The sequence below is a fragment of the Minwuia sp. IMCC3060 genome, from assembly GCF_029909435.1.
Classification (GTDB): domain Bacteria; phylum Pseudomonadota; class Alphaproteobacteria; order Minwuiales; family Minwuiaceae; genus Minwuia.
The window spans coordinates 3,851,514-3,867,107 of the sequence record NZ_CP123782.1; the positions used below are offsets into that span (position 1 = coordinate 3,851,514).

The following is a 15,594-nucleotide window of genomic DNA, read 5'->3' on the forward strand; positions in this document are numbered from 1 at the left end:
TTCGATTCCAACCGGTCAGGTCCGTGTGAGCCGCTGGCAGACCTCGTCCAGCTGCTCCAGTGTGCGATAGGCAATGCGCACTTCACCCTTCGTGCCCTTGTGCCGGATCTCCACCTTCAGCCCCAGGGCATCGGCCAGGCTCTGCTCAAGAGCCGCGGTATCCGCGTCCTTGCGGGACTCAGGCTTCGGCCTGCTCTCGCTTCCCTGCTTGAACTGACGCCGGATCGCCTCGACGTCGCGAACGTTCAGACCACGCTCCACCACTTCCCGCGCAAGGCTCGCCGGGTCGTCGGCGGTGATCACCGCCCGCGCCGCACCTGCCGTCAGTTCGCCCGACCGGACGTAGGACTTGACGTCATCCGGTAGGGACAGCAGACGCACTGCGTTGGCCACGTGACTGCGGCTCTTGCCGACCGCTTCGGCAATGTCCGCAGCGGAATGGCCGAACTCCCGCATCAGCCGCTGGTAGCCCTCCGCCTCTTCCATCGGGTTCAGATCCTGGCGCTGGATGTTCTCGATCAGCGCGATCTGCAGCGTCTCCGTGTCGCTCAGTTCGCGGATGATCACCGGAACTTCGTGCAGCTGTGCGATCTGTGCCGCGCGCCAGCGCCGCTCACCCGCGACGATCTCGTAGTTCTCCTCTTCCCCCGGCAGACGCCGGACGATGAGCGGCTGCAGAATGCCCTGGCGGTTGATCGACTGCACCAGGGTCGCAAGCTCGTCCTCGTCGAAGGCCTGGCGGGGCTGGAACTTGCCGGGGCGCAGGTAGGCCACGGGAACCTGTTTCAGGCCACGGGCGCGGTCGAGGACCCGATCATTCTCGCCGACCTCCTCCCCCAGCAGGGCGGAAAGGCCGCGACCGAGACCGCGGGAGGACGGGTTGCGACCGCTGTTCACCGCATCCGGCCTGGGTCGCTGCTGATCACCGGAATCGTCGTTGAAGGTCATTTCTCTGCTGGCTCCCTGAACCGCATCGTCGGTCCTATCGACCGGTCCTGCCCGCGCCCGGGCGGACAACTCCTTGAAACAGGACGGAAATCGGCCTGGCGGGGGTCCACCCCGGCGATACCCGCCTGACCGCCTGCGGAGCCACCAGACATGTCGCCCGTCAGGCCGCCGTCCGCTGCCGCTCCCGTCGCAGCATCTCACCGGCAAGCTGGATATAGGCCTGGCTGCCGGCACAGCGGTGATCATACAACAGGGCGGGGCGTCCATGCGAGGGCGCTTCCGATACCCGGACATTGCGCGGAATGATCGTGTCATAGACCTTGGCGCCCAGATGGGCGCGGACATCATCGGCCACCTGTTCCGACAGCCGGTTGCGCCGGTCGAACATGGTCAGCACGATCCCCTGCACTTCCAGCTTCGGATTCAGGGTGCGCCGGACCCGATCGACGGTGGAGAGCAGTTGCGACAGGCCCTCCAGCGCAAAGAACTCGCACTGCAGGGGCACCAGCACCGCATCCGCCGCGACCATGGCGTTGACCGTCACCAGATTCAGGGAGGGCGGGCAGTCGATCAGGATGAAGTCATAATCGCGCATCACCGGTCGCAGGGCTTCATCAAGCTGGCGCTGCGGCGGGTTCAGTTCTACCAGTTCCAGCTCCGCACCGGACAGTTCTACCGAGGCCGGAATGATGTCCAGATTGGGTATGGCGGACGGTACGATGGTCGCCCCTACCGTCGAGGCCCGGACCAACAGATGGTAGGAAGTGCGGTCGCGTTTCGCCCGGTCGATCCCCAGTCCGGTGGAGGCGTTGCCCTGCGCGTCCAGATCGACCAGCAGCACCTTGCGTCCGACCGCCGCCAGGGCGGTTCCGAGATTGATCGCGGTGGTCGTCTTGCCGACGCCGCCCTTCTGGTTCACGACGGCCAGTTTGCGGGCGAGTCTGCTACCGGTTGGCATTTCCATGGTGTTCAAGCCCCCGAACCAGGAGTACGGAGCCAGCCCCGTCACTGAGGCTCTGATGACGCTCCCAGGAGAATTTCCAACATTTCGTGGCCGCGGTCAACTCACTCTCAATATCTTGACCCTTCAGAAAGGCACCAACGCTGTCCGTCTGCATGAAGGGTTCGATCCATTCGAACAGCTTCGGCAGGGGCGCCAGGGCACGGGCACTGACCACATCGGCCCTGAGATCCGTCACCGTTTCGATCCGGCTTGTGACCACGGTGATGTCGAGGCCCATGGTCCGCGCGGCTTCCCGCAGGAAGGCACACTTGCGGGCATCGGACTCGATCAGGGTCACATGCGCGGAATGGGTTGCAGCCACCACAAGTCCGGGAAATCCGCCCCCGCTGCCCAGATCGATCCAGCTTCGGGCCGCAGCCGGAACCAGCGGCACGAGCTGCCAGGAATCTAGGACATGGCGGGACCAGAACTGGTTCAGGGTGGAGCGTGCGACCAGATTGATGCGCGGGTTCCAGCGGTTCAGGAGGGTTTCGAGAGCCTGCAGGCGGGTCACTGTTTCACGTGAAACACCACTCCGCTTCCTGAACCCCTCCGCATCCATGGCGTCAGCCTGCGGGTGTACGGGCAACACCGACGCCACGCCGCACATGGGCCAGCAACAGGGTCAATGCAGCCGGAGTAACACCCGGGATCCGTCCGGCCTGGCCAAGCGTGGCCGGGCGCGCGCGCTGCAGCTTCTCAACCATCTCGTTGGACAGGCCACTGATCACAGAGAAATCGAGGTCGGCCGGCAATACCAGCGACTCATCCTTGCGGAAGGCGACGATGTCCGCCTGCTGCCGTTCCAGATAGCCGGCGTAGACCGCGTCGATCTCCAACTGTTCCCGCACGTCGGCATCATAGGCGGACAACTGCGGCCAGACGCGGATCAGGTCAGACAGGTCGATCCCGGGGTAGCGCAACAGGTCGGCGGCTGTACGACGGGCGCCATCCAGGTTGACCTGCAGGCCGTGGCGGCGGGCTTCCTGGGGCGTCAGGTTCAGTCCGGCCACCATGTCACGGGCGGCCGCCAAGGTCTCAGCCTTGGCATTGTAGTCACGCGCCCGCGCCTGTCCGACACAGCCCATCGCCACACCACGGGCTGTCAGACGCTGGTCCGCATTGTCGGCCCGCAGCGACAGGCGGTACTCTGCGCGGGAGGTAAACATGCGATAGGGCTCCGCCGTACCCCGGGTGACGAGATCATCGATCATGACCCCGATATAGGCTTCGGCCCGATCGAGAATACAGGGTGTCAGACCCCCTGCATCGCGGGCCGCATTCAGGCCGGCGACCAGACCCTGGGCCGCAGCCTCCTCGTATCCGGTGGTTCCATTGATCTGACCCGCGAGATAGAGACCACCGATCCGCCGCGTCTCCAGACTGTGATGCAGCTCTCGCGGATCGACGTAGTCATATTCAATGGCGTAGCCGGGACGGATGATACGGGCGTTGGTCAGACCAGGCATGTGGCGCAGCAGGTCGTGCTGCACGTCTTCCGGGAGGCTGGTGGAGATCCCGTTGGGATAGACCGTGTCGTCGTCGAGCCCCTCCGGTTCCAGGAACACCTGATGCCGTGTCCGGTCCGCGAACCGCACCACCTTGTCCTCGATGGAGGGGCAATAGCGCGGCCCGGTGGATTCGATCTGGCCCGAGTACATGGGCGAGCGGGAGAGATTGGCCCGGATGATGTCATGCACCGCCGGGTTGGTCTCCGTGATGTGGCAGGAGATCTGCGGCGTGGTGATTGCCTTCGTCAGAAAGGAAAACGGCACGGGTGGTTCATCACCCTTCTGTTCGTCGAGGGCCGACCAGTCGATGGTGCGGCCATCCAGTCGCGGCGGCGTTCCCGTCTTCAGACGTCCGAGAGCAAAGCCGGCACGTTCCAGGGTCAGGGCCAGGCCGGTCGCCGGAGCTTCCCCTGCCCGCCCGGCCGGGATGCGTTTTTCACCGATATGGATCAGGCCGCGCAGGAAGGTGCCGGTGGTCAGGACCACCCGACCGGCGGGTAGGACTTCACCATCGGAGGTGACCACACCGGTCACACGCGGGTGGTCCCCCGACCGGTCAATGACCAGGTCTTCGGCGGCGGCACCCTTCAGGGTCAGACCACCCTGTTCCGCCAGTATGGCCTGCATGGCAGTGCGATAGAGCTTGCGGTCGGACTGCGCCCGTGGCCCGCGAACGGCAGGGCCGCGGGACCGGTTGAGCAGACGGAACTGGATTCCGGCCGCATCGGCGACGCGCCCCATCACCCCGTCCAGCGCATCGATCTCCCTCACCAGATGGCCCTTGCCCAGTCCGCCGATGGCCGGGTTGCAGGACATCTCGCCAATGGTGTCCAGGCGGTGGGTCAGCAGCAGCGTCCGTGCGCCGGTGCGGGCCGCCGCCGCTGCGGCTTCACAGCCCGCGTGGCCACCACCGATGACGATGACATCCCAGAATGTGCCGTTGTCGCTGTTCATGGGCCTGCTTCTACTCCTGATGCCGCGCGAGTCAATGCGGTGCGGGCCTGACAAGGGTCGCGGATGTGCTGTTTCACGTGAAACAGGTGTGCGCCGGTCACTTGCCGATGCAGAAATCCCGGAAGATCACATCCAGCAGATCCTCCACATCCACCTTGCCCGTGATCCGGCCGAGCGCGCGGATCGCCATGCGCAGATCCTCCCCCACCAGCTCCAGCGGCAGCCCGTTGCTCAGGCCCTCCTGCGCGCGGTCCAGCGCCGCCACCGTGTGGGCCAGGCTTTCGCGATGGCGCCAGCGTGTCGGGGGCACCGAGCCCCCGGTTTCAGTCAGGTCACGTGCCATGTCCGTCAGTCGGCGCAGCAGGACCGGTAGGCCCTCACCGCTCATGACCGAGAGGTCGATGACAGATGATGACACCATATCTTGGGGTTCCGGATCGTGTGGGAGGTCCACCTTGCTGCGCACGGAAATGACCGGCGGCGCAGGCTCACCCGGTGCAGCGCGAGCCAGTTCCAGCGGTGCGGAATGAGTCCCGGCCGCCACCAGATGGACCACCACATCCGCACTACCGGCCCGTTCCCGCGCCCGTCGGATCCCCTCCCGCTCGACGGCATTCTCCGTTTCCCTGAGACCCGCCGTATCCAGCAGGGTGACGGCGTGGCCGCCGAGGTCGAGCTGCACCTCCAGCACGTCCCGCGTCGTGCCCGGCTCCGCCGTGACGATGGCGACGTCCCGTTGTGCCAGGGCGTTCAGCAGAGTCGACTTTCCCGCGTTCGGCGCGCCGACAATGGCGACCTGAAGCCCTGTCCGCACCCTTTCCCCCTGCCGCGCCTCCGCCAGGTGTCCGGCAATATGGCCGCGCAGCGCCGCCAGCCGGGCCGTGGTTTCGGGCACCAGACTGTCCGGCAGATCCTCGTCGGGGAAATCCAGCCAGGCCTCCATCCAGGCCAGGACGGCCACCAGATCGGCGCTCCAGCCCTGGTAGAGGTCGGCCAGGTGACCATCCGCCTGCCGCAGGGCCTGCCGCCGCTGCGCCGCGGTTTCGGCGGCAATCAGGTCACCGATGCCCTCCGCCGCCGTCAGGTCGAGCTTGCCGTTTGCCACCGCGCGGCGGGTGAACTCCCCCGCCTCCGCCGTGCGCAGGCCGGGCTGTGCCGCCAGCGCCCGGAAAAGGCCGTCCAGCACCGCCCGTCCACCATGCACGTGCAGCTCGGCCAGATCCTCCCCCGTGTAGCTGTTGGGCGCCGGGAACCACAGCACCAGCCCCCGGTCCAGCACCTCCCCCGTCGCGGGATCATTCAGCGTCCGCAGCGCGGCACGGCGGGGAGACGGCAGATCCCCGGCAAACGCGATCAGCGCGGCACGGGTTGCCGGCCCGGACAGGCGCACGACTGCAACACCGGCGGGGCCCGGCGCACTGGACAGCGCATGGATGGTATCGGCGGAGCTGATGGCGCGATCCCCCGAAAGGTCAGGTTGCGGGCGGGGTCCGGGAATTCCGGGCGGTCATTCCGTCGGCTTCTTGCCCGCGTTCATCATGGTGGACCACATGGCCTTCTGGATGTTCTCCATGCCCTGCATGCCCAGCGGCAGCCACTTGTTCATCAGCGCCTCCGGTTCCATGTCCCGCACGTTCTGGCGCAGCCGCTCCTCCAGTTCGGTCAGCAGACGCTGCTGCATCGGCTGCACATCGGGCAGGCCCATGAAGGTCCTGGCTTCCTCAGGCGTGCAGTCTATGTCGATGGTGACTTTCATGATGGCCGTCCTATGGTCAGGAAGAGACAGACCATATGACCCCATTCCGCCCCCTCGCGGCAATGGTGGCCATCGCCAACAGGTTCCGGGAGCAGCCAGCGCATGACCCTCGATTTCGCCCGCAACAACCTCGACCGGGAAACCAGCCCCTATCTGGTGCAGCACGCGGACAATCCGGTGCACTGGCAGGGCTGGTCCCAGGCGGCACTGGACGAGGCGGCGCGCACTGGCAAGCCCGTGCTGCTCTCCGTCGGCTATGCGGCCTGCCACTGGTGCCACGTCATGGCGCACGAAAGCTTCGAGAACCCGGCGGTCGCGGCGCTGATGAACGAGCTGTTCGTGAACATCAAGGTGGATCGGGAGGAGCGACCGGACATCGACACCATCTACCAGACGGCGCTGGCCATGCTGGGGGAACAGGGCGGCTGGCCGCTGACCATGTTCCTGACGCCGGAGGGCAAGCCGTTCTGGGGCGGCACCTATTTCCCGCCAGAGACACGCTATGGCCGCCCCGGCTTCCCCGCGGTGCTGGAGCGGGTGCGGGAGGTCTATGAGACCGACCGCGACACCATCGTGAAGAATGTCGAGGCCCTGACCAACGGCCTGCAGCAGAACGCGAAGCTGCCGGATGCGGAAAGCCGCCCGCAGATCACGGTGGATGTACTGGATCGCGCGGCGGAGCGGCTGCTGCAGGAGTTCGATCCGACCCATGGCGGCATCGGCCAGGCCCCGAAGTTCCCGCAGGTGCCGATTCTGGAGATGGTCTGGCGCGCCCACCTGCGCACCGCCAACCCGCAGATGCGCCACGCGGTGATGAACACCCTGATCCGCATGGCGCAGGGCGGCATCTATGACCATCTGGGCGGCGGGTTCGCGCGCTATTCGGTCGATGCGGAGTGGCTGGCGCCGCATTTCGAGAAGATGCTCTACGACAATTCCGCCCTGCTGATGCTGATGACCCAGGTCTGGCGGCGGGAGCGCCATCCCCTGCTGGAACAGCGCATCCGGGAGACGGCGGAGTGGGTGCTGCGCGAGATGGTGGCGGAGAACGGGGCCTTCGCCGCCACCCTGGACGCGGATTCGGAGGGCGTCGAGGGCAAGTTCTACGTCTGGGACGAGGCCGAGGTGGATGCCGTCCTGGGCGTCGATGCGGCCCTGTTCAAGAGCCATTACGACGTCACCCCCGACGGCAATTTCGAAGGCCACAACATCCTCAACCGCCGCCTGCAGCCGGACCTGATGGATGCGGAGACGGAGGCCATGCTGGCCGACTGCCGCACCCGACTGCTGGCCCACCGCGCCGGGCGGGTCCGGCCGGGCTGGGACGACAAGGTGCTGGCCGACTGGAACGGCATGATGATCGCGGCGCTGGTGGAGGCCGGCACCACCTTCGCCGAGCCGACCTGGATCGACGCCGCGCGCCAGGCCTTCGACGCCGTGGTCCGCGATATGAGCGACGGTGAGGGCCGCCTGCACCACAGCTTTCGCAAGGGGGAGGCGCGGATCTCCGGCATGCTGGACGATCATGCCGGCATGATCTGCGGCGCGCTGGCGCTGCACGAGGTCTCCGGCGATGCGCGCTATCTGGATCTCGCCACCACCTGGACCGAAACCCTGGAGCGGCATTTCCTGGAGCCGGGCAGCGGTGCCTATCACTTCACCGCCGACGATGCGGAGGCGCTGATCGTGCGCAGCCTGGGCCTGGGCGACAATGCCACCCCCAACGGCAATGGCGTGATGATCGGGAACCTGTCGCGGCTCTGGCGCCTGACCGGCAAGCCCGCCTGGCGGCAGCGGCTGCAGGCCCTGACCGACGTGGTGGCCGATCAGGTGACGCGGAACTTCTTCCCCATCGCCACCGCCCTGAACGCGGTCGCCTTCGACATGGCGGCGCAGGATGTGGTGGTGGTCGGCCCGCCGGACAGCATGGAGACCGATGCCCTGCTGCGCGCCGTGGCGACCAGCGCCGGGCCGGACCGCCTGCTGTCCCGCATTGCTCCGGACGCCAGCCTGCCCGATCACCACCCCGCAAGTGGCAAGACCATGGCGCAGGGCACGCCAACCGCGTATCTTTGTCGGCAGATGGTCTGCGGCCTGCCCATCACGGACCCGGAACAGCTGGCGCAGGCCCTGACGGAGGCAAGCTGACGGGAGCCGCAGGGACGGGGGAGACAGGCCGATGCTGACAACCATCCTGGACAGCCCGCTGGGGCCGATCCGGCTGCGCATCGATGATGACGCCATCACCGAACTGCGCTGGAAGGTGGAGGAGCCCGACGATGAGGTCACTCCCACCGAGATCGCCCTGAAACACCCGCTGATCGCGGAGACCGACCGGCAGCTCCGCGCCTATTTCGCGGGCGAGCTGGACGCCTTCGACCTGTCCGTCCGCCCGGAAGGCACCACCTTCCAGCGCCTGGTCTGGCACATCATGCAACGCATCCCGAAGGGCCACGTCCGCACCTATGGCGGCGTCGCCGAGGAACTCGGCGCCTCCGCCCGCGCCGTCGGCACCGCCTGCGGCCACAACCCCATCCCCATCATCATCCCCTGCCACCGCATCGTCGCCGCCAACGGCAAGATGGGCGGTTTCTCGGCAGCCGGTGGGGTGGAGGACAAGGTGTGGCTGCTGAGGCATGAGGGGGCGTTGTTGTAGGAAAGACGAAATCGCCAAAGATCGTCTGTTCAATTGAGGAACATAAATAATGGTAAAGAAAACAGAATTTGCATCCGCAGCCGAATTATCAGTTCAGAACGTCATTCGACATGGCGACACGGACATATTCCCTTTTCCGTTCGAGAACCACGCATTCTTCGACAAGCAACCAGAATTAATATCATTGATCAAGAAATATGATGAAAATTTCGAAGAATATTTGATCCAATATCCCCCCAAGAACGTCAGTTCATTGACACCGGCAACCTATTCTGGCTTTCGTTGGGCTACGCAGATCGACCCTATTTGGAACATGCATTTCCTTGCGTCAGTTATAAGTATTGGCACTAAAATTGAAGAAGCGAGAATTGGCCAAGATCATGAGACAATTTTTTCATATCGTTTTAATCCTAACAAAGAAACTGGCGACATTTTTGATCGCGATACCGGCTGGTTACAATTTATGAGGAGGTCTCTAAAGCTTGCAGAGATTCATCCATTCACAGTTATATGTGACATATCGGAATTCTATCCTAGACTTGGTCATCACCGGCTCGAGAATGCGCTTAGACAAGTCGCTGGCGATACTCCATATCCGAAAAAAATTATGAGCTTTCTTTCCAATTTTTCAAACACCAACTCTTTTGGTTTGCCTATCGGAGGACCTGCTGCTCGCCTCTTGTCCGAAATCACGATAAATCAAGTAGACAAGTTGCTAAATTCTAAGGGTATTGTGTTCACAAGATTTGCGGATGACTACCATCTTTTTTCACAGTCCAAGGAAGACGCATATAGGTTTTTAATTTATTTATCGGAGAAATTGTTTATAAACCAAGGACTAACTCTACAAAAATCAAAAACTAGAATTATGAGTTCTGCTGAATTCAAAGCTACGAATCCAATCAAAGGTGAGCAAGAAACTGGGGGCAATCAGATCGTCGATCCGCCAGCAGACCATACTCGCAACACCTTGATGCGCTTTTCACTTAGGTTCGACCCATACTCGCCGACAGCCGATGACGACTACGAAGCGCTAAAGGCAGAAGTTAAAAAATTTGATATAATTGGTTTGCTAAAGCAAGAACTGGCCAAGAGCCGGGTTCATACTTCTCTCGCTCGCAAAATTATATCTGCAATCAAATTTCTTGAAGGAAGTACAAAGCAAGATGCAGTCTTGTCTGTTTTGGAAAATTGTGATGTTCTCTATCCCATATTTTCATCCGTATTGATGATGATCGATGACCAATTTGATGATCTAGAAATTGACACTCAAACTTCGGTAATAGATAGGATTCAGCAGCTTATCAACCAAGATTCGCACGTTTTTCGCGTAGACATACATCTAAGTTTTGCGATTCGTGTCCTATCTCACAGGAACACTTCAGAAACTCAACTGCTTCTCCAGAAACTTTTTGATACACGGCCATCAGAACTCGTTCGTAGAGACATAATTTTGGTCATGGCCAGGTGGGGCGAATGGTATTGGCTGTCTGACCTCAAAAACCGATACAGAGAATTAAGCGCGCCAGAGAGGCGCGCCTTTATTGCCTCTTCCTTCATCCTGAGAGATGAGGGAAAACATTGGCGAGATCATATGAAAAAGGAATTTGATCCATTTGAGGAATTCATTCTTCAATGGGCAAGTGAAAAGAAAGGTTTACAACAAGAATGGAGCGTCCCATTGTGATTGACGCTGCAACTTTCTCATCATCCTATAACGCCTTTTGGGCTGAGGTTGCTCCGATGTTGGAGCATTTCACGCGTAGGCTCAATTTGGAGTATATTGAAAGGTTTGATGTTCCTATGGCTTCGGATAAAGAGGGTCGAAAGGCTCTCATAGCAGAACTCGCATTCTCTTTGATGGTGGAGAGACACCAGAGTAAGGGAAGAAGAAGGGGTAGGAGCCATCTTTTTGCAGAATCGTGGAATGAGGCCACTCGTAGACTTCGCCCATTCGTCGGGCGCGGAGTTGACCTGGAGCTTCCCCTGCAGAAAGACGAGAAGAATGAAGTTCTTGAAATTGAAAAGAGACTTATGGATTTTTTCAATGGAGCAAATTTACCGGTCAGAACCCGCCCTTTGTTCAAAGGTTGCGGTTTCGTAGATGCTTCCGAAGGCGATATTTTGACAAGGACCACGCTGTTTGAAGTTAAGACAGTCGATCGATCATTTCGAAGTGCAGATCTTAGACAACTCTTAACATATGCCGCGCTGAATGCTGCGGCTGGTGAAGTTGAAATACCAATGATGGGCTTGGTAAATCCAAGGAGAGGGGTATCGTTTGAGATACCAGTTGGTGAGCTTTGTAGTGATATTTCTGGACGCACAGCACAGGATCTGTTTGCCCTAATTATTCAGGTTTTCTCAAGCGGTGAACTGTCACGTTAGTTTGATCAAAGCGCCGTTTGGCAATCACATTCTGTACACAACGCTCAATAAGATTTCATGCACCGATAGTTATCGGACCCTGACATCACCAACCTTTCCTCCCCTTGCCCAGACCCCGCCCCCTGCCTACCATCCCGTCACACATTTCAGGCGTGGACCTCGTTTCACGTGAAACAGGCGGGAGGAGAGCATCATGGGGCTCAATACGACGATCACCACGAAGGCGGGTGAGGAATTCGGGGGTTATCTGGCGATGCCGGCGTCCGGTACCGGGCCGGGGGTTGTGGTCATCCAGGAGATCTTTGGCGTCAATGACGTCATGCGGGCAACCGCCGACTGGCTGGCCTCGGAAGGGTTCGTGGCGCTCTGCCCCGACCTGTTCTGGCGCATCGAGCCGGGGATCGAACTGACCGACAAGACGGAGGCCGACTGGGGCCGCGCCTTCGAGTGCTTCAAGGCCTTCGACGTGCCCAAGGGCATGGAGGACGTGCAGGCCACCATCGACGCGCTGCGCAAGGTGGACGGCTGCACCGGCAAGGTCGGCGCCACCGGCTACTGCCTGGGCGGGCTGCTGGCGTACCTCACCATGACGCGGACGGATGCGGACGCGGCGTCGGGCTATTACGGCGTCGGCATCGCCGACATGCTGGACGAGGCGCAGAGCATCACCGGGCCGCTGATCCTGCATGTGCCGACAGCGGACGGATTCGTGCCGCCGGAGCAGCAGCAGGCGATGCACTCGGCGCTGGACGGGCATGACCATGTGACGCTCTACGACTACGAGGGCCAGGATCACGCCTTCGCCCGCCAGGGCGGCGAGCATTTCGACCAGGCCTCCGCCGATCTGGCCAACAGCCGCACGCTGGACCTGTTCCGCAAGGCGCTCGGCTGAGGGGAGCGGGTTCGGTACGTCAGCCCGCTCGTCGGCATTTGTGCGGCACTGCTGGGTACCCGGGTCAAGCCCGGGCACGTCGGGTTGGGGTGGGGCGGTGGTTCCCAACTTCCCCCCTTTCACGAAGCTCGCGGACTTGATCCGCGAGCCCAGTCTCCAGCGTCCGCACGGCACTGCTGGGTATCCGGGTCAAGCCCGGGTACGGCGTGGGTTGGGGTGGAGCGGTGGTTCCCAACTTCCCCCCTTCACGATGCTCGCGGACTTGATCCGCGAGCCCAGTCTCCAGCGTCCGCGCAGCATTGCAGAGTATCCGGGGCAAGCCCGGGCACGGCGGGTTGGGGTGGGGCGGCATGTAAACCACCGGCAACGCCCCCTCACCACGGCTCTCGCGGACTTGATCCGCGAGTCCTCTCCCCGGCGTTCGCGCGGCACTGATGCGTCCCCGAACTGAGCCCGGGCACGGTGCGGTTGGCGGTGGCGAGCAGCGGGCCATGCGGCTAGGCTGCGGCACGATGGGTCAACGGTCGTTCGGCTGCGCCCACTCACCCCCTTCCCGACCTTCCCCCATCGAGGGGGAAGGAGTGATGCCTGCGCTCTCCGGGCGCTCATGACGTAAAGAACCAAAGGACACAGAGAAAATGGTCAAGGCAATCCGCGTTCACGAGGTGGGCGGTCCCGAGCAGATGCGTTTCGAGGATGTCGAGGTCGGCGATCCCGGCCCGGGCGAGATCCGCATCCGGCATACGGTCATCGGGCTGAACTACATCGATGTCTACTTCCGCACCGGGCTCTATCCGGCCCCGTCGATGCCCATGGGGATCGGCATGGAGGCCGCCGGGATCGTGGAGGCCGTGGGCGAAGGCGTGACGCACCTGGCCGCCGGGGACCGGGTGGCCTATGCCGGGGGTCCGATCGGGTCCTATGCGGAGGTGCGGCTGTTCCCGGCGGACAAGGCGGTGAAGGTGCCGGACACGGTCAGCGACGAGCAGGCCGCGGCCATGATGCTGAAGGGCATGACCACCGAATATCTGGTGCATCGCACCTACGAATGCCGCTCCGGCGACACGGTGCTGTTCCATGCCGCCGCCGGGGGCGTCGGCCTGATCGCGGGCCAGTGGCTGAAGGCGCTGGGGGTCCGGGCCATCGGCACCGCCGGCGGGCCGGAGAAATGCGCCCAGGCGAAGCAGTACGGCTATGACGAGGTCATCGACTACAATGCGGAGGACTTCCAGGCCCGCCTGATGGAGCTGACCGACGGCAAGGGCGTGCCGGTGGTCTATGACTCGGTGGGGGCCACGGTGTGGGAGAAGTCGCTGGACTGCCTGCAACCGCGCGGTCTCTACGTCAATTTCGGCAATGCCTCCGGCCCCGTGCCACCGTTCGCGCCGGGGATTCTCTCGGGCAAGGGCTCGCTCTACATGACCCGCCCGACGCTGATGACCTATACCGCCACCCGCGCCGACCTGGAGCTGTCCTCCAGCCGCCTGTTCGACATGGTGGGATCCGGCAAGGTGAGCATCGAGATCAACCAGCGCTACGCCCTCTCCGATGCGGCACAGGCCCATGCGGACCTGGAGGGACGCCGGACCAGCGGCAGCACGGTGCTTCTCCCGTAGCAGGGGCACGGAGACTGGCGCGTCTGCGGCCACCGGCGCGCCGTCTCCCCTTCTCCCTTGCGCTGCCAGACATGGTTAACCCCATGTTTACCCCACCGGTTCACTCTCCTCGGCATGAACAGTCGTGAGAGGAGGCACCCGATGGCGCCGGAACGGATTGATTTCTTCATCGCAGGCTCGGAGCGCAGCGGCACCACGGTGACCTGCGCCATGCTGGACCAGTACCCCGAGATCTGTGCCATGCAGGGGACCACGATCCTCACGCGGCTGGCCAACTTCCAGGACCTGATGCGCCATGTGGTCAGCCAGGACGGCGATGTGGACGGGCTGAAGCTGGAGGAATGCGAGACCCTGGTGGACTTCGTGACCAAGGCGAAGGTGACGCCATTCCTGCACAAGTCGATCTATCACGCGACCTATTACGAGAACATGGTGAACTCGGCCCGCTCCGACGTCACCAAGGACCGTTTCGCACACAAGACCTACCTGCAGAACATGCAGTTCGACCGCTACATGGCGCGCTATGACCCGGAGAACCCGACCTGGGCCAACACGATCACCGCGCTCTATGCCGAGTTCGTGCATTCCGTTGGAGCGAAGGGACACATCTACGGCGAGCAGACGCCCGACAACGCCATGCGCATCGACGCGATCCTGAAGATGTACCCGGCGGCCAAGATCATCTTCATGGTGCGGCACCCGATCACCGGCATTGCCTCCCTGCTGGAGCGCTACGGCGATATTCCGCGCGCCATCAACCAGTACCGCAAGCCGTTCGAGCTCTATCCCTTCGATGATCCGGACGTGGTCAACCGCACCCTGTTCGTGAAGTTCGAGGATCTGATCGACAACCGCCAGCCGGTCCTGGCCTCCATCGCCGAATTCCTGGGCGTGATGGAGCCAGGTGCGGCGCCCGACACCAGCCATGAATCCGCTGTCTTCGCCAAATATGTAGGCAAGAGCCTGACGGCGGAACGCTATTTCCGCTCCATCCAGAAGCACCCGGCGGTGGAGCGTACGGCGCTGTACCAGAAGAACACCGACATCGCCGACGTCTTCTATTCGCTGGAGGAAACCATGGCGATCATCGGCCATGGCGAGGAACGGGCCGAAACCGTGACAGAAAACGCAACCGCCGCCGCCTGATCCCGTGTCATGATGGGCGCATGAGAGATGTCATCAATCACGGCGTGGTGCTGTTCTGCGCCGACTATGAAGGCTGCGTCCGCTTCTACCGCGATCTGCTGGAACTGCCGGTCTGGTACGAGAAGCCGACGCTGACCTGTTTCCGCTTCGGTGACAGCTACCTGATGGTCGAACGCGACGGCCAGGTCGGGCAGACGCGCGGCATCATGCTGCGCTTCAACGTCATGAACGTGCCGGAGCGCGCGCGGGAGCTGGAGGCGAAGGGCATCGCCGTCGAGGTCCAGACCCACGACTGGGGCATCACCGCCCGGTTCCGCGACCCGGACGGCAACCTGTGCCAGCTCAAGGACGCGGAAGATCCTTATTTCAGTTGAGGGTCCGGCGCTGGCCCCGCTTCTGACGGCTGCGGCAGCGCAGTCAAAGCCCTCAGTCACAGCCCTCCACCAGCACCAGCTTGCTGTCGGTGGTGCGCAGGCGCACGTCCTTAAGGGTCCGGAACTCCGGATCGGCCAGAAAATCCTCCGCATGCCGACTACTGGGAAACTCCAGGATCACCATGCGCTCCGGTGACCAGTCCCCCTCCATCACCTTCGGCACGACACCCTTCACGATGTAGCGCCCGCCGTGTTTCGCCAGGAAGGCGGGGACATTGTCGGCATATTCCATGAAGCCACGCAGGTCATGGATGGCGAAGTCGAGAACCAGATAGGCGCTCATGGGTGCA

15 protein-coding genes are annotated in these 15,594 nt (G+C 62.5%); 8 read left to right on the forward strand and 7 right to left on the reverse strand.

Translation table 11 applies throughout. The annotated features are described in order from the left end of the window. Positions 1-15: 15 nt before the first annotated feature. The 6 genes from QGV54_RS18050 to QGV54_RS18075 form a co-directional block, all read right to left on the reverse strand. Positions 16-948 (reverse strand): ParB/RepB/Spo0J family partition protein, encoded by a 933-nt coding sequence (locus QGV54_RS18050; RefSeq protein ID WP_281019253.1) that lies wholly within the window; start codon positions 946-948, stop codon positions 16-18. A gap of 160 nt (positions 949-1,108) precedes the next feature. Continuing rightward, positions 1,109-1,912, reverse strand: coding sequence for an AAA family ATPase (locus QGV54_RS18055; protein WP_348637646.1), 804 nt, complete (start codon positions 1,910-1,912; stop codon positions 1,109-1,111). Beyond that, positions 1,893-2,513, reverse strand: coding sequence for a 16S rRNA (guanine(527)-N(7))-methyltransferase RsmG (gene rsmG / locus QGV54_RS18060; protein ID WP_281019252.1), 621 nt, complete (start codon positions 2,511-2,513; stop codon positions 1,893-1,895). Before rsmG ends, QGV54_RS18055 begins: the two co-directional genes overlap by 20 nt. Positions 2,514-2,517: 4 nt before the next feature. Next, positions 2,518-4,416, reverse strand: coding sequence for a tRNA uridine-5-carboxymethylaminomethyl(34) synthesis enzyme MnmG (gene mnmG, locus QGV54_RS18065; RefSeq protein ID WP_281019251.1), 1,899 nt, complete (start codon positions 4,414-4,416; stop codon positions 2,518-2,520). A 97-nt stretch (positions 4,417-4,513) separates the two neighbouring features. After that, the gene (gene mnmE / locus QGV54_RS18070; RefSeq protein WP_348637675.1) at positions 4,514-5,869 is read right to left on the reverse strand and encodes a tRNA uridine-5-carboxymethylaminomethyl(34) synthesis GTPase MnmE; all 1,356 of its coding nucleotides are present in this window, start codon (positions 5,867-5,869) and stop codon (positions 4,514-4,516) included. A gap of 54 nt (positions 5,870-5,923) precedes the next feature. After that, on the reverse strand, positions 5,924-6,172 hold the full coding sequence (locus tag QGV54_RS18075) for a DUF6489 family protein (protein ID WP_281019250.1): 249 nt from the start codon (positions 6,170-6,172) through the stop codon (positions 5,924-5,926). A gap of 102 nt (positions 6,173-6,274) precedes the next feature. On the opposite strand from QGV54_RS18075, the gene QGV54_RS18080 reads away from it, so the two are divergent. The 8 genes from QGV54_RS18080 to QGV54_RS18115 all read left to right on the forward strand — a co-directional run bounded on the left by QGV54_RS18080 (position 6,275) and on the right by QGV54_RS18115 (position 15,244). Next, the gene (locus QGV54_RS18080; protein WP_281019249.1) at positions 6,275-8,320 is read left to right on the forward strand and encodes a thioredoxin domain-containing protein; all 2,046 of its coding nucleotides are present in this window, start codon (positions 6,275-6,277) and stop codon (positions 8,318-8,320) included. A 31-nt stretch (positions 8,321-8,351) separates the two neighbouring features. Further along, the gene (locus QGV54_RS18085; RefSeq protein ID WP_281019248.1) at positions 8,352-8,828 is read left to right on the forward strand and encodes a methylated-DNA--[protein]-cysteine S-methyltransferase; all 477 of its coding nucleotides are present in this window, start codon (positions 8,352-8,354) and stop codon (positions 8,826-8,828) included. Between the two features lie 49 nt (positions 8,829-8,877). Beyond that, positions 8,878-10,515, forward strand: coding sequence for an RNA-directed DNA polymerase (locus QGV54_RS18090; protein WP_281019247.1), 1,638 nt, complete (start codon positions 8,878-8,880; stop codon positions 10,513-10,515). Continuing rightward, on the forward strand, positions 10,512-11,216 hold the full coding sequence (locus QGV54_RS18095; protein ID WP_281019246.1) for a hypothetical protein: 705 nt from the start codon (positions 10,512-10,514) through the stop codon (positions 11,214-11,216). The genes QGV54_RS18090 and QGV54_RS18095 overlap by 4 nt, the downstream gene beginning before the upstream one ends. 193 nt (positions 11,217-11,409) lie before the next feature. Next, positions 11,410-12,108, forward strand: a complete 699-nt coding sequence (locus QGV54_RS18100) for a dienelactone hydrolase family protein (RefSeq protein WP_281019245.1) — start codon at positions 11,410-11,412, stop codon at positions 12,106-12,108. Positions 12,109-12,746: 638 nt separating this feature from the next. Next, positions 12,747-13,724 carry a quinone oxidoreductase gene (locus QGV54_RS18105; RefSeq protein WP_281019244.1) on the forward strand — a complete coding sequence of 326 codons (978 nt, stop codon included), beginning with the start codon at positions 12,747-12,749 and terminating at the stop codon, positions 13,722-13,724. Between the two features lie 141 nt (positions 13,725-13,865). Then, positions 13,866-14,870, forward strand: coding sequence for a sulfotransferase (locus tag QGV54_RS18110; protein WP_281019243.1), 1,005 nt, complete (start codon positions 13,866-13,868; stop codon positions 14,868-14,870). A 20-nt stretch (positions 14,871-14,890) separates the two neighbouring features. Then, positions 14,891-15,244, forward strand: coding sequence for a VOC family protein (locus QGV54_RS18115; protein ID WP_281019242.1), 354 nt, complete (start codon positions 14,891-14,893; stop codon positions 15,242-15,244). 52 nt (positions 15,245-15,296) lie between these two features. Here QGV54_RS18115 and QGV54_RS18120 read toward each other — a convergent pair whose 3' ends face one another. Beyond that, on the reverse strand, positions 15,297-15,587 hold the full coding sequence (locus tag QGV54_RS18120; protein ID WP_281019241.1) for a DUF1330 domain-containing protein: 291 nt from the start codon (positions 15,585-15,587) through the stop codon (positions 15,297-15,299). Positions 15,588-15,594 lie beyond the last annotated feature (7 nt).